This window comes from Streptomyces sp. NPDC040589 (assembly GCF_055594445.1).
In genome coordinates, this window is the sequence record NZ_JBVIWP010000012.1 from 217047 (window position 1) to 234814 (window position 17768).

Annotated in this window: 18 protein-coding genes; 10 read left to right on the forward strand and 8 right to left on the reverse strand. The window is 69.9% G+C overall.

Annotation, left to right across the window (positions count from 1 at the left end):
- Positions 1-2 precede the first annotated feature (2 nt).
- From nadC to ACZ58V_RS37240, 7 genes are all read left to right on the forward strand, one after another.
- Positions 3-977, forward strand: a complete 975-nt coding sequence (gene nadC, locus ACZ58V_RS37210; protein ID WP_471295628.1) for a carboxylating nicotinate-nucleotide diphosphorylase — start codon at positions 3-5, stop codon at positions 975-977.
- 14 nt (positions 978-991) lie between these two features.
- A complete protein-coding gene (locus ACZ58V_RS37215) occupies positions 992-1789 on the forward strand; it encodes a type III pantothenate kinase (RefSeq protein ID WP_184594802.1) in 798 nt (265 codons plus the stop codon).
- Between the two features lie 449 nt (positions 1790-2238).
- Positions 2239-2955, forward strand: coding sequence for a hypothetical protein (locus tag ACZ58V_RS37220; RefSeq protein ID WP_471295689.1), 717 nt, complete (start codon positions 2239-2241; stop codon positions 2953-2955).
- A gap of 18 nt (positions 2956-2973) precedes the next feature.
- Positions 2974-3156 carry a hypothetical protein gene (locus ACZ58V_RS37225; protein ID WP_184594804.1) on the forward strand — a complete coding sequence of 61 codons (183 nt, stop codon included), beginning with the start codon at positions 2974-2976 and terminating at the stop codon, positions 3154-3156.
- 199 nt (positions 3157-3355) lie between these two features.
- Complete coding sequence (locus ACZ58V_RS37230) at positions 3356-3778, forward strand: BlaI/MecI/CopY family transcriptional regulator (protein WP_471295691.1); 423 nt, start codon at positions 3356-3358, stop codon at positions 3776-3778.
- A gap of 9 nt (positions 3779-3787) precedes the next feature.
- Entirely contained in the window at positions 3788-4321 is a 534-nt protein-coding gene (locus ACZ58V_RS37235) for an amino-acid N-acetyltransferase (protein ID WP_189725877.1), read from the forward strand.
- A gap of 224 nt (positions 4322-4545) precedes the next feature.
- On the forward strand, positions 4546-4881 hold the full coding sequence (locus ACZ58V_RS37240) for a histone-like nucleoid-structuring protein Lsr2 (protein WP_094057033.1): 336 nt from the start codon (positions 4546-4548) through the stop codon (positions 4879-4881).
- A 9-nt stretch (positions 4882-4890) separates the two neighbouring features.
- On the opposite strand, the gene ACZ58V_RS37245 is transcribed toward ACZ58V_RS37240, so the two are convergent.
- The gene (locus tag ACZ58V_RS37245) at positions 4891-5691 is read right to left on the reverse strand and encodes an SCO3374 family protein (protein ID WP_471295631.1); all 801 of its coding nucleotides are present in this window, start codon (positions 5689-5691) and stop codon (positions 4891-4893) included.
- A gap of 430 nt (positions 5692-6121) precedes the next feature.
- Here ACZ58V_RS37245 and ACZ58V_RS37250 point away from each other — a divergent pair, with 430 nt between their 5' ends.
- A complete protein-coding gene (locus tag ACZ58V_RS37250; RefSeq protein ID WP_468192503.1) occupies positions 6122-8647 on the forward strand; it encodes an ATP-dependent Clp protease ATP-binding subunit in 2526 nt (841 codons plus the stop codon).
- A gap of 66 nt (positions 8648-8713) precedes the next feature.
- Here ACZ58V_RS37250 and ACZ58V_RS37255 read toward each other — a convergent pair whose 3' ends face one another.
- Positions 8714-9349: an HAD family acid phosphatase gene (locus ACZ58V_RS37255; protein ID WP_468192501.1), complete on the reverse strand. Its 636-nt coding sequence runs from the start codon at positions 9347-9349 to the stop codon at positions 8714-8716.
- A 437-nt stretch (positions 9350-9786) separates the two neighbouring features.
- Here ACZ58V_RS37255 and ACZ58V_RS37260 point away from each other — a divergent pair, with 437 nt between their 5' ends.
- Positions 9787-10485: a M23 family metallopeptidase gene (locus tag ACZ58V_RS37260; RefSeq protein ID WP_471295634.1), complete on the forward strand. Its 699-nt coding sequence runs from the start codon at positions 9787-9789 to the stop codon at positions 10483-10485.
- Between the two features lie 27 nt (positions 10486-10512).
- On the opposite strand, the gene ACZ58V_RS37265 is transcribed toward ACZ58V_RS37260, so the two are convergent.
- Complete coding sequence (locus tag ACZ58V_RS37265; RefSeq protein ID WP_471295636.1) at positions 10513-11109, reverse strand: TetR/AcrR family transcriptional regulator; 597 nt, start codon at positions 11107-11109, stop codon at positions 10513-10515.
- A gap of 123 nt (positions 11110-11232) precedes the next feature.
- Here ACZ58V_RS37265 and ACZ58V_RS37270 point away from each other — a divergent pair, with 123 nt between their 5' ends.
- On the forward strand, positions 11233-12828 hold the full coding sequence (locus ACZ58V_RS37270; RefSeq protein WP_471295639.1) for an MDR family MFS transporter: 1596 nt from the start codon (positions 11233-11235) through the stop codon (positions 12826-12828).
- Positions 12829-13090: 262 nt separating this feature from the next.
- Here ACZ58V_RS37270 and cseC read toward each other — a convergent pair whose 3' ends face one another.
- From cseC to ACZ58V_RS37295, 5 genes are all read right to left on the reverse strand, one after another.
- Positions 13091-14446 (reverse strand): two-component system sensor histidine kinase CseC, encoded by a 1356-nt coding sequence (cseC, locus tag ACZ58V_RS37275; protein WP_471295641.1) that lies wholly within the window; start codon positions 14444-14446, stop codon positions 13091-13093.
- Between the two features lie 9 nt (positions 14447-14455).
- Positions 14456-15157, reverse strand: coding sequence for a two-component system response regulator CseB (cseB, locus tag ACZ58V_RS37280; protein ID WP_468192494.1), 702 nt, complete (start codon positions 15155-15157; stop codon positions 14456-14458).
- A 151-nt stretch (positions 15158-15308) separates the two neighbouring features.
- Positions 15309-15965 (reverse strand): hypothetical protein, encoded by a 657-nt coding sequence (locus tag ACZ58V_RS37285; protein WP_468192493.1) that lies wholly within the window; start codon positions 15963-15965, stop codon positions 15309-15311.
- Positions 15953-16492, reverse strand: a complete 540-nt coding sequence (locus ACZ58V_RS37290) for a SigE family RNA polymerase sigma factor (RefSeq protein ID WP_030251439.1) — start codon at positions 16490-16492, stop codon at positions 15953-15955. Before ACZ58V_RS37290 ends, ACZ58V_RS37285 begins: the two co-directional genes overlap by 13 nt.
- 282 nt (positions 16493-16774) lie before the next feature.
- Positions 16775-17716: an HhH-GPD family protein gene (locus ACZ58V_RS37295; protein ID WP_468192492.1), complete on the reverse strand. Its 942-nt coding sequence runs from the start codon at positions 17714-17716 to the stop codon at positions 16775-16777.
- Between the last annotated feature and the right edge of the window lie 52 nt (positions 17717-17768).

Sequence of the window (17768 nt, forward strand, 5' to 3'; positions counted from 1 at the left end):
ACGTGACCACCCCCGACCTTCCCCTCGCCTCGTCCGGAGGCTGCGGCGACGGCTGTGCCTGCGGCGCGGACGAGGAGACGTACCTGGAGTGCGGCCTGGACCCCGCACTCGCCCAGCTCCTGGCCGACGCCGGCCTCGACCCCGTCGAGATCGAGGACATCGCCAACGTGGCCGTCCAGGAGGACCTGGCCAACGGCGTGGACGTGACGACGGTGGCGACGATCCCCGAGGACGCGGTGGCCACCGCCGACTTCACCGCACGTGAAGCAGGAGTCGTGGCCGGCCTCCGGATCGCGGAAGCCGTCATCTCGGTCGTCTGCGAAGAGGAACTGGCCATCGAACGCCACGCGGAGGACGGCGACCGCGTGGAGGCGGGCCAGAAGCTCCTCTCCGTCACCACCCGCACCCGCGACCTCCTCACGGCCGAACGCAGCGCGCTGAACATCCTGTGCCGCCTGTCGGGCATCGCCACGGCCACGCGCGCGTGGGCGGACACCCTCGACGGCACCAAGGCCAAGGTCCGCGACACCCGCAAGACGACCCCCGGCCTCCGCAGCCTCGAGAAGTACGCGGTCCGCTGCGGCGGCGGCGTCAACCACCGCATGTCCCTCTCGGACGCGGCCCTGGTCAAGGACAACCACGTGGTCGCCGCGGGCGGCGTCGCCCAGGCCTTCCAGGCGGTCCGCGACCGCTTCCCCGAGGTCCCCATCGAGGTCGAGGTCGACACCCTGCACCAGCTCCGCGAGGTCCTGGACGCCGGCGCGGACCTGATCCTCCTGGACAACTTCACGCCGGGCGAGTGCGAGGAGGCGGTGGCCATCGTCCAGGGCCGCGCCGCTCTGGAGGCGTCGGGCCGCCTGACCCTCGACAACGCCAAGGCCTACGCGGACACCGGCGTCGACTACCTGGCCGTCGGAGCCCTCACCCACTCCTCGCCGATCCTGGACATCGGCCTCGACCTGCGGCCGGCGGAGTAGGGCGGGTACGGGTCATGCTGCTCACGATCGACGTAGGAAACACCCACACCGTCCTGGGCCTGTTCGACGGCGAAGACATCGTCGAACACTGGCGCATCTCCACGGACGCGCGCCGCACCGCCGACGAACTTGCGGTCCTCCTCCAGGGCCTGATGGGCATGCACCCGCTCCTCGGCGACGAACTGGGCGACGGCATCGACGGCATCGCCATCTGCGCGACCGTCCCCTCGGTCCTGCACGAACTCCGCGAGGTGACCCGCCGCTACTACGGCGACGTGCCCGCCATCCTCGTCGAACCGGGCGTCAAGACGGGCGTCCCGATCCTCATGGACAACCCCAAGGAGGTCGGCGCCGACCGCATCATCAACGCGGTCGCGGCGGTCGAGCTCTACGGCGGTCCCGCCATCGTCGTCGACTTCGGCACGGCGACGACGTTCGACGCGATCAGCGCGCGCGGCGAGTACGTCGGCGGGGTCATCTCGCCCGGCATCGAGATCTCCGTCGAGGCCCTCGGCGTCCGCGGCGCCCAGCTCCGCAAGATCGAGGTGGCCCGGCCCCGCAGCGTCATCGGCAAGAACACGGTCGAGGCGATGCAGTCGGGCGTCATCTACGGCTTCGCCGGCCAGGTCGACGGCGTCGTCAACCGCATGGCGCGCGAGCTGTCGGAGGACCCGGAGGACGTCACCGTGATCGCAACGGGCGGCCTCGCGCCGATGGTCCTGGGCGAGTCGTCGGTCATCGACGAGCACGAGCCGTGGCTGACACTGATCGGCTTGCGTCTGGTGTACGAGCGGAACGTGTCCCGTATGTGAGCGGCCACCGGCGTCGTCGCTGAGGCCGGGTGGGCCCGCAGCCCGGCGTGGCGGGGTGCCTCCCCCACTCTCGGCTTCGCTCGAGCGGGGAACCCCCACCGTCCACCCGTGCCGCCCTGGGGGCACCTCCCAGGCCCTTGAGGCACTGGGGGAGGCACGCGCAGCCAGGGCAACCACGACGCGCCCGCAGCCGCGTACGCACGGAAGGGGACGTGTCGGGGGGTGTCCGCCCGCAGCGGTTGGCGCGTCAACGCCAGTCAGTCGGTCTCTCACCCCATCGCGCCGTTCCGAGGACGGACACCCCCCGACGCGGCCCCGACCCACCACCACCGCGCAGGCGCGACGCGCACCCGAGTGGTCCCCCACGCCACACCCATCCCCTATGCGTAATTTGTCTGATTAGCGCGTATCGTCGCCACATGCCCACGCCATACGGATCCCGCGGCGGCATGGCGTTCGGCGTGGAGGAGCTGCGTGTGCTCCGCCGCGCTCTCGCCCTCGCCCTCCACCCCACCACCGCCTCGTCCGACGACGTCCAGGACTGCCTCCGCCTAGCAGAGTCGCTCGACGAGGCGACGCGGGAGGGAGCCAGGCTGCGTGCCTTCCTCGTGGCCGATCTCGGCCGGTACCGCGCCGCCCTGCCCGGCACCGCCGCCGGGTACCTCACCCTCCTGGACGAGGCCTTGGGCGCCGGATACCGCCCCCACCCCCACGACCTCACCGCCCTCCGCGCCCTGCGAGGCAACCCCGCCGCCGCAGCCCTCCTGGACCGCTGCCGCCTGCTCGCCGAGCGGCACGTACGCACCCACGCGCGGCAGCACTCCCGAACCACCCACCCGGTCACCCGGATGACCCCCGCCGCTCCCACCGATCCCGCCACCCCCACCGTCCCCGCCGCCCGCACCCGCCTGCTGGCCCTGGCGGGAGGCCTCTCCAGCCGGGGGGACTCCGCCAAGGACACTCCCGGACAGCCGCCCGAGAAGAAGCCCGCCCGCAAGCCACCGGCCCCGAAACCGGCCCCCAAGCCCGCCCCGGCTCCGACCCCCGCTCCCGCCCCGGGCACCCCGAAACCCAGTCGCCCGATCCCCACCCCGGGCGAGGTCTTCCCGCGCCGCAAGCCCACCCCGCCGCCCCCCGCGAACCCCCAGCAGCTCGCCGCGGGCTGACGTGGCTACCCTGGATCCATGGACTATGTCTCCGCGCTGCTGCCCCCGGTCGTCATGGCCGTCTTCTTCATCGGCGTGATCCGGGTGATCGTGAAGACACAGGGCGGCGCCAACAAGGCCAAGGAGGACGCGGCCGTGGACGCCGCCCTCGCGCGCGTGGAGGGCGCCCGCCAGTCCTCCGCGAGCACCCCGAAGGCCTGACCGGCCCCACCCCCGCCTCACCCCGCCGACGGCGTACGACTCGGCGCGGCCCGCCCACCGCGAGGCCCGCAGCCACGAGTCGTACGCCCTTTTTGTTCCGGTTCGCCGCTGAAGCGCACGTCCGCCACGCCATTACCGAGATCTCCCACTATTGTTCTGAGCTGTGCCTCGCCCATTGGGAGAACTCGAAGACGCGGTCATGTCGCGGGTGTGGAAGTGGAACCGCCCGGTGACCGTTCGAGAAGTCCTGGAAGATCTTCAGAAGGAGCGGTCCATCGCGTACACCACCGTGATGACCGTTTTGGACAATCTCCATCAGAAGGGCTGGGTGCGCCGCGAGGCGGAAGGCCGCGCCTATCGATATGAGGCGGTCTCCACACGCGCCGCCTACGCCGCGGCCCTGATGAACGACGCCTGGTCGCAGAGTGACAACCCCGCCGCCGCTCTCGTCGCCTTCTTCGGCATGATGAGCGAGGAACAGCGACAGGCTCTCCGCGATGCCGTACGCATCGCCCAGGTCCCGGAAACCCAGGAACCGACCGAAGCGTCTGATTCGACCCCGGCCCCCGAGAACCCCGCCCCCCAGAACCCCGCCTCCGCTCAGGACCGCGGCGGGCGATAGCGTCCGCCCATGTCCGCGAAGAGCCCCGAAGCCACCGCAAAAGCCATCACCGTCCGACGGGCCCGCACCAGCGATGTCCCGGCGGTGCGCCGTCTCCTTGACGCCTACGTCCGCGGCGGCAACCTGCTCGACAAAGCAACGGTGACGCTTTACGAGGACATCCAGGAGTTCTGGGTCGCGGAACGGGACGACAACGCGGAGGTCGTCGGCTGTGGCGCCCTGCACGTGATGTGGGAAGACCTCGCGGAAGTCCGCACTCTCGCGGTGAAGCCCGGCCTGAAGGGCGCGGGCGTCGGACACCAGTTGCTGGAGAAGTTGCTGCACACCGCCCGCTGGCTCGGCGTTCGTCGCGTTTTCTGTCTGACCTTCGAAGTCGACTTCTTCGTCAAGCACGGCTTCGTGGAGATCGGTGAGACGCCGGTCGACACGGATGTCTACGCGGAGCTGCTGCGTTCCTATGACGAGGGTGTCGCGGAGTTCCTCGGTCTCGAACGAGTGAAACCGAACACCTTGGGCAACAGCCGGATGCTTCTGCATCTGTGATCGTCGGCGATTCGGGGATCGACACCTGCCCCGGTGCCCTATGTCCGAAACGCGCACGTTTCCGGACGGAGCCAGGGCTCCCGGTCTCTGCCGAGGGTTTGTGTTTTTCCGGCAAAAGCGGTTTGCTTTCCGACGTACTGCAGTACTGCATATAACAGGGGACGGCGATACGGCGGACGCCGGCACACTCCCCGGCCCTGAAGATATCGATGAAAGGAAATCCGGTGGCACAGAAGGTTCAGGTCCTTCTTGTCGACGACCTCGACGGTGGCGAGGCGGACGAGACCGTGACGTTTGCGCTGGACGGCAAGACGTACGAGATCGATCTCACCACCGCCAATGCGGACAAGCTCCGTGGCCTTCTCGAGCCTTACGTGAAGGGCGGTCGTCGTACCGGAGGCCGCGCTTCGGGCGGGCGCGGAAAGACGCGCGCGGCGTCGAGCGGCAGCCAGGACACGGCGGCCATCCGCGCCTGGGCGAAGGAGAACGGCTACGAGGTCAACGACCGCGGCCGTGTCCCCGCGACCATCCGCGAGGCCTACGAGAAGGCCAACGGCTGAACAGCGGCACTACTGACCTTGCGTACGCAAGGCCGGCGGCTGGGCGCACGCGCGTCGCAGCCGGACCCGGTGGCAGTGCGTGGCCACCGTGTCCACCAGCCGTACGAGATCGGGGGCGTTTCCACCGCCCCCCAAGGCCGACAGTGTCGGCAGCGAGGTCTCGACCTCGCATCCCGGCTCGGGGGGCCGCAGCCACACGGCGGCCCCCTGGGAACCGACCGGGTCCAGGGGGAACGGCCGGCCGGTGAACGGCCCGGCCCTGTCGGGAGCCGGCGCCGCAGCCGCCCCAGGAGGCACCTGCGTGGCTCTCTGGCCGGGCAGCAGCACGTTGCCACGGGGCGACAGCCCCTCCGCCTCGCAGGGCGACAAGGCGTCCGTCACACTCGGCGGCACCCCGCCCGCCCCGCTGACCCCACCCGCCCCGCTCACCCCGCCCGGCACCGGAGCCTCCATGGACCCGCCCGCGCCGATCGCGACCAGGTCGAGCGCCAGCGACCCCCACTCCAGCCACTCCAGCAGCCCGGGCAACTCCTCCGCGCTGCCGGCGGCCACCAGCAGCCGCATGCGGTCGCCCCGTACGGCCACGGGAGAGCCCGGCCCCAGGTGCCGCAGCGCCGCGTGTCCGGCCTCGGCCGGTACGTCCAGGACGTCGAAGCGAACGCCGGCCGCCAGCCGCGCCGGATCCCCGGGCACCGTCGGCCAGCCCAGTTCCCTCTCGTACCACCGCCGGACCCGGCAGCTCTCGTCGAGCGGCCGGCGGGGGAGCGGGACGAGCGCGGACGCGGTCACGGGGTGCGGGGCGCCGAACATGCCACGTGCAACCGCCGGAAGGACGTGCGAGTTACGCTGGGTTCCATCGCGAGCGCACAGAGTGGCGAAACGGGGCGTGCGGGGGGTTGCCGGGAGGCGCAAGGTTGTTCGCCCGTAGCGGAGGGAACCGGGGCACCCGGCATGGACATCCGGGCTCTACGGGTAAGACATCCCTAGTGGGAGGGGGCGACACGCAGGAAAGGCCGTCTCACGTTCGCCATCGGCGTACTGGCGATGGGGGTAACTGCCTGGCCTGCGGGAACATCGTCTCGCACCATCGGGTTGGAGCAGATGTCGGCGTTCGGGGTCAGGAGGCCATCGACGGTGTCGGCAGTTGGAATGAGCGGTCCCCGCTTGCGGGACTAAGCTGCGGAAGGACAGGGAGGGGAAGTTCCCCCCACTGCCTGACCGCTCTGAGGAGCGATTAACGATGTTCGAGAGGTTCACCGACCGCGCGCGGCGGGTTGTCGTCCTGGCTCAGGAAGAAGCCCGGATGCTCAACCACAACTACATCGGCACTGAGCACATCCTCCTGGGCCTGATCCACGAGGGTGAAGGTGTCGCCGCCAAGGCCCTTGAGAGCCTCGGGATTTCGCTCGAGGCGGTCCGCCAGCAGGTGGAGGAGATCATCGGGCAGGGGCAGCAGGCCCCGTCCGGGCACATCCCCTTCACCCCCCGTGCCAAGAAGGTCCTGGAGCTGTCGCTCCGCGAGGCCCTTCAGCTGGGCCACAACTACATCGGCACGGAGCACATCCTGCTCGGCCTGATCCGCGAGGGCGAGGGCGTCGCCGCCCAGGTCCTCGTCAAGCTGGGCGCAGATCTCAACCGGGTGCGGCAGCAGGTCATCCAGCTGCTCTCCGGTTACCAGGGCAAGGAGACCGCCACCGCCGGCGGGCCTGCCGAGGGCACGCCCTCGACGTCCCTGGTCCTCGACCAGTTCGGCCGGAACCTCACCCAGGCCGCTCGTGAGTCCAAGCTCGACCCGGTCATCGGGCGCGAGAAGGAGATCGAGCGGGTCATGCAGGTGCTGTCCCGCCGTACGAAGAACAACCCGGTCCTGATCGGTGAGCCCGGCGTCGGCAAGACCGCCGTCGTCGAGGGCCTCGCCCAGGCCATCGTCAAGGGCGAGGTGCCCGAGACCCTCAAGGACAAGCACCTCTACACCCTGGACCTCGGCGCGCTGGTCGCCGGCTCCCGCTACCGCGGTGACTTCGAGGAGCGCCTGAAGAAGGTGCTCAAGGAGATCCGCACCCGCGGCGACATCATCCTGTTCATCGACGAGCTGCACACGCTGGTCGGTGCGGGTGCCGCCGAGGGCGCCATCGACGCGGCTTCCATCCTGAAGCCGATGCTGGCCCGCGGTGAGCTGCAGACCATCGGTGCCACCACGCTGGACGAGTACCGCAAGCACCTGGAGAAGGACGCGGCCCTCGAGCGCCGCTTCCAGCCCATCCAGGTCGCGGAGCCGTCCCTGCCGCACACGATCGAGATCCTCAAGGGTCTCCGTGACCGGTACGAGGCCCACCACCGCGTCTCGATCACCGACGAGGCGCTGGTCCAGGCCGCCACGCTGGCCGACCGGTACATCTCGGACCGCTTCCTGCCGGACAAGGCGATCGACCTGATCGACGAGGCCGGTTCCCGGATGCGCATCCGCCGGATGACCGCGCCGCCGGACCTGCGCGAGTTCGACGAGAAGATCGCCGGTGTCCGCCGGGACAAGGAGTCCGCGATCGACTCGCAGGACTTCGAGAAGGCCGCCTCCCTCCGCGACAAGGAGAAGCAGCTCCTGGCCGCCAAGGCCAAGCGGGAGAAGGAGTGGAAGGCCGGCGACATGGACGTCGTGGCCGAGGTCGACGGCGAGCTGATCGCCGAGGTCCTCGCGACCGCCACCGGCATCCCGGTCTTCAAGCTGACCGAGGAGGAGTCCTCGCGTCTGCTGCGCATGGAGGACGAGCTCCACAAGCGGGTCATCGGCCAGGTCGACGCCGTCAAGGCGCTGTCGAAGGCGATCCGCCGTACGCGTGCCGGTCTGAAGGACCCGAAGCGTCCCGGTGGCTCGTTCATCTTCGCCGGCCCGTCCGGTGTCGGTAAGACCGAGCTGTCCAAGGCGCTCGCCGAGTTCCTCTTCGGCGACGAGGACGCGCTGATCTCCCTCGACATGTCGGAGTTCAGCGAGAAGCACACGGTGTCGCGGCTCTTCGGTTCGCCCCCCGGCTACGTGGGCTACGAGGAGGGCGGCCAGCTGACCGAGAAGGTCCGCCGCAAGCCGTTCTCCGTCGTCCTCTTCGACGAGGTCGAGAAGGCCCACCCGGACATCTTCAACTCGCTGCTGCAGATCCTGGAGGACGGTCGCCTGACCGACTCCCAGGGCCGGGTCGTGGACTTCAAGAACACGGTCATCATCATGACGACCAACCTCGGCACCCGGGACATCTCCAAGGGCTTCAACCTGGGCTTCGCGGCCTCGGGTGACACGAAGTCCAACTACGAGCGCATGAAGAACAAGGTGTCGGACGAGCTCAAGCAGCACTTCCGTCCCGAGTTCCTCAACCGCGTCGACGACGTGGTCGTCTTCCCGCAGCTGACCCAGGACGACATCCTCAAGATCGTCGACCTGATGATCGGCAAGGTGGACGAGCGCCTGAAGGACCGGGACATGGGCATCGAGCTCTCCCAGTCCGCCAAGGAGCTGCTGTCCCAGCGGGGCTACGACCCGGTGCTGGGTGCGCGTCCGCTGCGTCGCACCATCCAGCGCGAGATCGAGGACTCGCTGTCGGAGAAGATCCTCTTCGGCGAGCTGCGTCCCGGTCACATCGTGGTCGTGGACACCGAGGGCGAGGGCGATGCCAAGACCTTCACCTTCCGGGGTGAGGAGAAGGCGGCCCTCCCGGACGTCCCGCCGATCGAGCAGGCGGCCGGTGGAACCGGGCCGAACCTGAGCAAGGACGCGTAAGCGTCACGGCTGAGTGAGAGGGGCCGGTGCTGAAAAGCACCGGCCCCTTTCGCATGCCCTGCGGCTTTACGACAGCTGCCCGTCGTAATCCGGCAGCTTGTACGTCTTCTCGGCATGGCCGCCCGAGAGATCGGTGGCGCTGTTGCCGATGTTCGCGATGATCGTGTAGCCCTTCTTCTCGATGTCGACGCGCTGGGCCGTCTTGTACTCGGCGACGTTCTTGAAGAGGTCGATGAAGTTCCGGACGTAGAGGCCGGAGACCCGGTAACCGGTCTGCTTGAGGTTGTACTCGGTGAACGAGTAGACGATGTCCGGGCGGGCGGTCACGAAGAACAGGGCGACACCGCGCTCCTGGGCGTATCTGGCGGCCTCCAGGACCGGCTTGTTGGCCGGCTGCGGGTAACTGAAGCCGAAATCGGTCTCCAGCGTGGTGTTGTCGATGTCGAAGACGATCGCCTGCTTCTCACCCGGCTTGGTGGCCGCGATCCGCTGCTTCAGGTAGGGCAGCGCCTGGGCCATCACCGCCTGGCAGTCCTTCTGCCAGGTGGTGTAGTCGACGTCCGCCGCGGCGGCCGTGGCGGTGGCGGTCGTGGAGGCACGGGTGGCGGTCGTGGCGTCGGCCGGTGCGGCCATCGCCACGAGGGCCGCCGCCGATACGGCGGTCACTGATGCGCGGCGCAACCAGGGGCGTCGGGTCTGCATTCGTGGGGGTCCTCTCACGTCCGTGACGCTGCAACATGTCGTGTGCATGTTCGTGGGCGAGGGTGGCGTGAGGGGAACCGTAGGGTTACCGGACGGTAGGTGCCTAGAGGCGTGCGCCACATTTCCGGAATGGCTGAAGAGGGCCTCCGGTGACATGGCGCACAGGCGATATGTCCGTTACTAGATGGAATAGTTGCTAACGGGTCGGGAGGAAAGGGACTTTTGCCGCGCGAGGTAGGGGAAACTGCAGTGCAGTGGGCTGATTCGTCCCCTATGACTGCTGTGTCAAGAGACGTGGAACACTGAACCAAATTACTAACTTCAGTCGTAGATCACGCTTTTTGGGGTTTGTCGGACTTCGGGTTACCAAGGGATGGCCATTCGGCGAGCGTCTGTGCGCCGGGTGGTTTCTCCGTCCCCTTCCACACGAGGTTTCGATGTCCCAGCGCGTCACGTCCCGTTCTTCCCGTACGTCCCAGCTCCGCACCCGTGCGACCGTGCTGGCCGCCGGCCTTGGCGTCTCGGTCGCACTGGGAGCCGGGGTCGCGTCCGCCGCCGACACCACGTCCGCGTCCGGCGCCGCCAGTGCCGTCCAGGCGCAGGCCGCCGCCCAGGCCAAGCACGCCAAGGCCGAGGCCGTGAAGGCCGAGAAGGCCGCCAAGGTCGCCGCCGCGAAGAAGGCCGCTGCCAAGAAGGCCGCCGCCAAGAAGGCCAAGCCGTCCTGGGTCGACCCGGTGAAGAAGTACAAGCTCTCCGCGAGCTTCGCCCAGAACGGCGGCATGTGGCAGTCCACCCACAGCGGCCAGGACTTCGCCGTCCCGAGCGGCACCCAGGTCGTCGCCGCGCACGGCGGCACCGTGGTCAAGGCCGGCGGCAACGGCGCCGGTGACGGCCCCGCCTACGGCAACGCCGTCGTGATCAAGCACGGCAACGGCACGTACTCCCAGTACGCCCACCTGTCGAAGGTCACCGTGAACGTCGGCCAGATAGTCAAGACCGGCCAGGAGATCGCCAAGTCCGGCAACACCGGCAACTCGAGCGGTCCGCACCTGCACTTCGAGATCCGTACGACCGCGAACTACGGCTCGGCCGTCGACCCGGTGAAGTTCCTGCGCGCCAAGGGCGTGAAGGTCTGACGACCGCCCCCTGACCCGGCGGTGCCGCTAGGAGCCCCCGGCTCCCTGGTGGGCCCGGGTCACCAGTTCGGTGGCGACCTCGAGGACGGCTTTGTCCTTCTCCTCGGGGTCGCCTTCCATTTCCTGGAGCAGGAACATCCCGGCGTGCAGCGTGAAGAGCGCGCTGGCGCAGCGGACCTGGTCGACCAGGTCCGCGTCCGGGTCGATGATGGTGTCCCGCAGGCTGCGGATGCGCTCCTTGAAGGAGTCGCCGATCCGCAGTTCCCGTACCGTCGCCTGGTTCTCGTGCATGAAGCGGAACAGCGGCGCCGCGTGGGACAGCGCCTCGGCGTAACGGCGGACGATCTCCTGCTTGGTTTCGAGGGTGTGCGGCTGCCGCCGGCCCCACTCGATCAGGTCGTCGATCGGCTGTGTGAGGTCCTCGAAGATGCTGACGAGGATCTCTTCCTTCGTCTTGAAGTGGTAGTAGAGCGCCGCCTTGGTGACATCCAGGCGCTCGGCGATCTCGCGCAGGGACGTCTTCTCGTAGCCCTGCTCCACGAAGAGTTCGAGGGCCACGTCCTGGATGCGCTGGCGGGTGTTCCCGCGGCGCCGCTGCCTGGTGCCGTCCATGGTGCCGCCCATCCTCCTACGCCGCCCGCTTTCCATAAAACTTACTTGACGCCCGGCTAGTTCCGGAGCTAACTTCCGAGTGTAGTCACTAGCCGGTCGGCAAGTAAGTAGCGGTAGCTGGGGGAGTGGGAAGCGATGGCGGACACGACGGACACACCGGCGGTCGGCGCCGACGGCGGGGGGAAGCAGCCGAGGAGCGTGCGGGTCGTGCTGCTCGCGCTGATGATCGCGATGATGCTCGCGATGCTCGACAACATGATCATCGGTACGGCGATGCCGACGATCGTCGGTGAGCTGGGCGGGCTCGAACACCTCTCCTGGGTCGTCACCGCCTACACGCTCGCGACCGCGGCCTCCACCCCGCTGTGGGGCAAGCTCGGCGACATGTACGGCCGCAAGGGCACGTTCATGACGTCCATCGTCATCTTCCTGATCGGCTCGGCGCTCAGCGGCATGGCCCAGAACATGGGCGAGCTGATCGGCTTCCGTGCCGTCCAGGGCCTCGGCGCCGGCGGTCTGATGGTCGGCGTCATGGCGATCATCGGTGATCTGATCCCGCCCCGGGAGCGGGGCAAGTACCAGGGCATGATGGCCGGCGTCATGGCGCTGGCGATGATCGGCGGTCCGCTGGTCGGCGGCACCATCACCGACAACTGGGGCTGGCGCTGGGCGTTCTACATCAACCTGCCGCTCGGCGTGGTCGCCCTGGTCGCCGTCAGCGTGGTGCTGCACCTGCCGAAGAAGCGGTCCGAGGCGCGGATCGACTACCTGGGCGCCGCCCTGCTGACCATAGGCATCACCGCGATCGTGCTCGTCACCACCTGGGGCGGCACGGAGTACGCCTGGAGCTCCGCGCGGATCATGGAGCTGATCGGCATCGGGGTCGCCGCGCTCGTCGGGTTCGTGTTCTGGCAGACGAAGGCCGCAGAGCCGGTCGTGCCGCTGCACATCTTCCGCAGCCGCAACTTCACGCTGATGTCGGTCATCGGCTTCGTCACCGGCTTCGTGATGTTCGGGGCCACGCTCTTCCTGCCGCTGTACCAGCAGTCCGTGCAGGGTGCTTCCGCGACGAACTCCGGGCTGCTGCTCCTGCCGATGCTCGGCGCGATGCTCGTCACGTCGATGGTCGCCGGGCGGGTCACCACGAACACCGGCAAGTACAAGATCTTCCCGATCCTCGGCAGCGTCCTGATGATCGTCGGGCTCTACCTGCTCTCCACGATGGACACGGGCACCTCCCGCCTCACCTCCGGTGTCTTCATGGCCGTGGTCGGGCTCGGCATGGGCTGTCTGATGCAGATCACCATGCTGGTCGCGCAGAACAGCGTCGAGATGAAGGACATGGGCGTCGCGTCCTCGTCCACCACGCTGTTCCGCACCCTCGGCTCCTCCTTCGGCGTCGCGATCATGGGCGCGCTGTTCAACAACCGCGTCCAGGACGTCATGGCCGAGCGGGCCGGGGCGCTGGGCTCCAAGGTGACCGAGCAGTCGGCGCAGATCGACGCGAAGGGCCTGGAGAAGTTGCCGGTGCTGGTCCGGGAGGCCTACCAGCACGCGGTCTCGGCCGGCACGCACTCGGCGTTCCTGCTCGGGGCCGTGGTGGCCGTGGTCGCACTCGCGGCGGCCGTGTTCGTGACGGAGGTCCCGCTGAAGGGAGCGGGACCGAAGGCATCGGACGACGACACGGCGAACGACCCGGCCGCGCAGACGCCGGTGGCCGAGTCCGTCTGACCGGCCCGCCCGGAAGGCCCCTGGGGTATCACCCCAGGGGCCTTCGCCATACCCGAGCGCACCGGCCTCGCCCGCACCTCGTGAGGCCTGGCGCGCCCCCACACGGCCCTCGCACGGCCTCGCCCGCGCCTCGTGCGGCCTGGCGCGCCCTCGCACGGCCCTCGCACGGCCTCGCCCGCGCCTCGTGCGGCCTGGCGCGCCCCCACACGGCCCTCGCACGGCCTCGCCGCCCCACGTACGTCCCGTCGTCCCCAGGACCTCGTTACGCCTCCGCCCCCGGCAGCATCGGATAACTCCCCGTGTTCGTCGGCGCGTGCTCCGGCAGCCACAGCACCGCCACCGCGCCCTCGGCCGGCAGCTGCTCCGGTGTCCCGGGCGTGCGGACGTTGCGGAAGGTCAGGCGGGCGCCCAGGACCCGGGACTGTCCGGCCGCGATGGTCAGGCCGAGGCCGTGGCCGTGGCCGGCCCGGTCCGTGCTGCCGGTGCGGAAGCGGCTCGGTCCCTCGGCGAGCAGGTCCTCGGGGAAGCCCGGGCCGTGGTCGCGGACCCGGATGACCCGGCCCTCGACGGTGACCTCGATGGGCGGCTTGCCGTGCCGGGCCGCGTTGGCCAGGAGATTGAACAGGACCCGCTCCAGGCGCCGCGGGTCGGTCGTGACCTCCGACTCGTGCACGACCCGCACCTCGATGGCCGGGTCCTTGGCCCTCACCCGCCGGGCGACGAACTCGCCCAGCACGATGTCCTGCAGCTCGGCCCGCTCCGAGGCCCCGTCCAGCCGGGCCACCTCCAGCACGTCCTCCACGAGCGTGCGCATGGCCTTCGCCCGGTCCAGCACCAGCTCGGTCGGGCGCCCCGGCGGCAGCAGCTCGGCCGCGGTCAGCAGCCCGGTCACCGGCGTGCGCAGCTCGTGCGCGATGTCGGCGGTGACCCGCCGCTCCGCCTCTATGCGCTGCCGCAGCGTGTCCGCCATGGCGTCCACCGCGCTCGCCAGGTCGTCGGTCTCGTCCCGGACGACCCCGCCCATGGCGTCCCGCACCCGCACGTCCGTCTCGCCGCCCGCGAGCTGGTGGGCCGCGACGGCCGCCTTGCGCAGCCGCCGCGACAGATGCCCGCCGATGAGCACGCCGAGCGCGCTGCCGCCGAGGACGACCGCGATGGACCCGATGAGCAGGGCCTGGTCGAGGTCCTGAAGGATGTCCGAGCTGCGGTCCGTGAAGCCCGAGTGCAGGGACATCACATGCCCGTTCTTCAGCGGCACGGCGGCCCATATGTCCGGCGTGCCACCCGCCCGGTCCGCCACGTAGGTCGCCCGCTGGCCCACCTCGACCCGGTCCCGCAGCGCCTCCGGCAGATCCGGGTCGTCGATCTTGGTGTTGGGGAAGTTCATCCGCCCGGACAGCTCGAAGTTGCGCTGGGCGATCATGATGCGCTCGTCGGCGAGGTCGCGCGCGTTGTCCAGCATCGACACCCGCGCGGCGTTGTGCACGACCAGGCTCAGCGCGATCGCCACCAGCGCGCCGACCAGCGCGATGGCCGCGCTCAGCTTCCATCTGAGGCCCGTACGGATCCCCGCTCGTTCCACGCCCGCGGCGACCAGGCGCCGGAAATGCCCCCTCATAACCCCTGCTCAGGCCTTCAACTTGTAGCCGAAACCACGGACCGTCTCGATACGGTCCTGGCCGATCTTCTGTCGCAGCCGCTGCACGTGCACGTCGACGACGCGGGTGTCCCCGCCCCAGCCGTAGTCCCACACCCGCTCCAGCAGTTTGTCGCGGGAGAGCACCGTGCCCGGCGCCGAGGAGAACTCCAGCAGCAGCCGCATCTCGGTCGGTGTCAGCGCCACCGGCTGCCCGGCCCGGCGGACCTCCATGCCCTCGGTGTCGACCTCCAGGTCCCCGAAGGCCAGCATCCCGCCGCTCGCCGGGGAGTCCGGCTCCTCGGCCCGGCCGCCGCCCGCGTGCCCGAAGCGGCGCAGCACCGCGCGGATCCGGGCGACCAGCACGGCCCCGTCGAACGGTTTGGTCACATAGTCGTCGGCACCCGCCTCCAGGCCCAGCACCACGTCGATGGAGTCGGCCCGCGCCGACAGCATGATGACCGGCACGGTCGACTCGTCCCTGATACGGCGGCACAGGCTGACCCCGTCGAGGCCGGGAACCATGACGTCCAGCAGCGCGATGTCGGGGCGGTCCGTGCGGAACGCCTCCAGGCCCGACAGGCCGTCGGGCATCGCGGTGACCGCGAAGCCGTCCCGTTCCAGGGCGAGCTGCGTGGCCTCGCGGATGACGTCGTCGTCCTCGACGAACAGAACGTGGGTCTGGTCTGCCATCCCGGTGCTCTCAGTCCTCGTGTGGGTCGTGGGGGTGCGTACTTCTCAAGGCCGCACGGTCCGTCCTCTCAGGGGACGCACGGTCCGTCCGTCGCGTTCACCCAGAGATCGGTCCGAGCGGCCCGATCGGTTCACGCACGCCGTGCCCGCGTCAGCTCGCGGGCACCGGCGACGGGCTGTCGCCGACGACCTTGCCGTAGTCGTTGTGCGTGCGGTACTTCTCGCTGAACCGGCCGGAAGCCCATCTGTACGTGATCACGTTCTCCCCGGAGGGGCTCGACACCGGGTCGCCCTTGTCGTACACCTGCTTGGTCACCACCAGGTCGCCGCGGTCGATCTCCGCGTAGACCGGGGGTTCCTCGGCCTTGAACACATTCTCGTACGAGCCGTCCCGCTCGCGATACACATAACTGCCCACGCCCACCGCGTCACCGCAGGTCAGCACATTGACGACGACGTCGTCGGCCGTGCCGCCGGTCAGCTTGCCGTAGGACACGTCGACGGGATACTCGTCGGCCACGCACGGCTTCAGCTCGCGCTTCACCTCGGGGGAGACCTTGGGGTCGTCCTTGACGAGCCGGACCGCGTTCACGGTGTCGGGCGTCTTGGACGGGGAGGCCGAGGGGGTGGCCGCGGTGGCGCCCGCCACCGCGTCGGCGTGCGCCGGGCCCTCGTCACGGGCGCCGGTGCCGCCGGCGCCACACCCGGACACGAAAAGGGCGAGGGCGGTGACCACGGCCGATGCCGTGCTCACCGCCTGGATGCTGCCCCGGGTCCGTGCAGACCCCTCGCCGGTCAGGCCGCGCACCGCTCCCGCTCCTCACGCTCCAGCGCGCGTGCGTCCAGATCGCGGGACTCCAGCTCCTCACGGAGCCGGGCGAGCGCCCTGTGCAGCGTGCTTTTGACCGTTCCGGCCGACATACCGAGGGCGGCGGCCGTCTCCTCCGTGGACATCTGCTCCCAGTGTCGCAGCACCACGACACTGCGCTGCTTCGGGGCGAGCACCTTCAGGATGTCCATCAGCAGGGCGCGGTCCGCGTGCTGCTCGGTGGCGTCGTCGACCGAGGCGTCCGGGAGCTGCTCGGTCGGGACCTCCTCCAGCTTGCGGGCCCGCCACCACTCGGTCCGCGTGTTGATCATCACCCGGCGCAGGTAGGCGTCCGCCAGCCGCTTGTCCTCGATGGTCTCCCAGCGGCCGTAGGTCCGCACCAGAGCCGTCTGCAGCAGGTCCTGCGCGTCCGTCGGGTCCGGGACCAGGCGGCGAGCACTGCGCAGCAGTGCGTCCTGCCGGGTGCGGACGTACTCCTCGAACTCGAGCACCTCGCCCTGCGCCATGGTGAACCGCCTCCCGTTTCCCCGTTCCGGCCGGCTCCCCGCCGCCCGTGCACTGCCTGTGTTCCTTGGTCGTCCCGTGTCTTCCGGGAACGCATTTGAAGGTACGGAGGCGTTGTCACGGCGCTGTCCGAAGCAGCCTTCGGCTAGCACTCGGCTGTCCGTCGGTTGTGTAACGGCCGTCGGAACGGGGAACAGCGGTGGTGGTGTTGGGGTGACTATGGGGCGATTTGTCCACCCTGCGTCTCCGTTACGGGAGACCCATGGCTGTGATCTGTCTGTACGTCAGGCCAGCGGCAGCCGGTACATCCCGCCCGCCAGCGGCTCCACCAGCCCGTCGGCGACCAGGCCGTCCAGGGCGCGGGCCCGCTGCACCGGCTCGTGCCACACACGGTCCAGCGCCGCCTGGGGAACCGGGGCGTGGGCATCCCGCAGCACGGCGAGCAGCCGCCCGCGGACCTGCCGGTCGGTGCCCGCGTAGGTCTGGCCGCGGCGCGGAGGCCCGTCGTGCTCCGGCTTGCCCGCCAGCCGCCACGCGCACTGCGCGGCGATCGGGCAGCGGTGGCACGACTCGCTCTTCGCCGTGCACACGAGCGCACCCAGTTCCATGGAGGCGGCGGCCCAGCGGGCGGCGGTCGGCTCATCCTCGGGGAGGAGCGCGCGGGCCAGTTTGCGCTCGGCGGCGGTGGTGGCGTTCGGCGGGTACTGCACGCCGGTGACCGCGCGCGCGAAGACCCGGCGCACGTTGGTGTCCAGCACCGGGTGCCGCTGCCCGTAGGCGAAGGAGGCGACGGCGGCCGCCGTGTACTCGCCGATGCCGGGCAGCGCCAGCAACTGGGCGTGGTCGGCGGGTACGTCGCCGCCGTGCCGTTCCGTTATGGCGACGGCGGCGCCGTGCAGCCGCAGCGCGCGGCGCGGGTAGCCGAGCCGGCCCCAGGCGCGGACGGCCTCGCCGGGCGCCTCCTTGGCCAGGTCGGCGGGGCGGGGCCAGCGGGCCAGCCACTGCTCGTAGACGGGTAGGACGCGGCTCACCGGCGTCTGCTGGAGCATGAACTCACTGACCATCACGCCCCACGCCCCGGCCTCGGGGCGCCGCCACGGCAGGTCGCGGGCGTTGTCGTCGAACCAGTCGATGACGGGGGAGTGCAGGTCCCCGCCCGGCGGCGGGCCGGACGCGGTGTCGATGGGGCCGGGGCTGGTGCGCGGGGTGTTCGTGGGAGCAGTCATGGCCATTCGATCCTGCCACGCGAGAGCCGCGAATCGGGCACACCGCGACCCG

Coding starts and splice junctions, on each gene's coding strand:
- ACZ58V_RS37260 (WP_471295634.1), top strand. CDS start 9,787: ATGTCCCAGCGCGTCACGTCCCGTTCTTCCCGTACGTCCCAGCTCCGC.
- ACZ58V_RS37215 (WP_184594802.1), top strand. CDS start 992: ATGCTGCTCACGATCGACGTAGGAAACACCCACACCGTCCTGGGCCTG.
- ACZ58V_RS37265 (WP_471295636.1), bottom strand. CDS start 11,109: ATGGGCGGCACCATGGACGGCACCAGGCAGCGGCGCCGCGGGAACACC.
- ACZ58V_RS37225 (WP_184594804.1), top strand. CDS start 2,974: ATGGACTATGTCTCCGCGCTGCTGCCCCCGGTCGTCATGGCCGTCTTC.
- ACZ58V_RS37235 (WP_189725877.1), top strand. CDS start 3,788: ATGTCCGCGAAGAGCCCCGAAGCCACCGCAAAAGCCATCACCGTCCGA.
- cseC (WP_471295641.1), bottom strand. CDS start 14,446: ATGAGGGGGCATTTCCGGCGCCTGGTCGCCGCGGGCGTGGAACGAGCG.
- ACZ58V_RS37270 (WP_471295639.1), top strand. CDS start 11,233: ATGGCGGACACGACGGACACACCGGCGGTCGGCGCCGACGGCGGGGGG.
- ACZ58V_RS37220 (WP_471295689.1), top strand. CDS start 2,239: ATGGCGTTCGGCGTGGAGGAGCTGCGTGTGCTCCGCCGCGCTCTCGCC.
- ACZ58V_RS37245 (WP_471295631.1), bottom strand. CDS start 5,691: ATGTTCGGCGCCCCGCACCCCGTGACCGCGTCCGCGCTCGTCCCGCTC.
- cseB (WP_468192494.1), bottom strand. CDS start 15,157: ATGGCAGACCAGACCCACGTTCTGTTCGTCGAGGACGACGACGTCATC.
- ACZ58V_RS37290 (WP_030251439.1), bottom strand. CDS start 16,492: ATGGCGCAGGGCGAGGTGCTCGAGTTCGAGGAGTACGTCCGCACCCGG.
- ACZ58V_RS37250 (WP_468192503.1), top strand. CDS start 6,122: ATGTTCGAGAGGTTCACCGACCGCGCGCGGCGGGTTGTCGTCCTGGCT.
- ACZ58V_RS37295 (WP_468192492.1), bottom strand. CDS start 17,716: ATGACTGCTCCCACGAACACCCCGCGCACCAGCCCCGGCCCCATCGAC.
- ACZ58V_RS37255 (WP_468192501.1), bottom strand. CDS start 9,349: ATGCAGACCCGACGCCCCTGGTTGCGCCGCGCATCAGTGACCGCCGTA.
- ACZ58V_RS37230 (WP_471295691.1), top strand. CDS start 3,356: ATGTCGCGGGTGTGGAAGTGGAACCGCCCGGTGACCGTTCGAGAAGTC.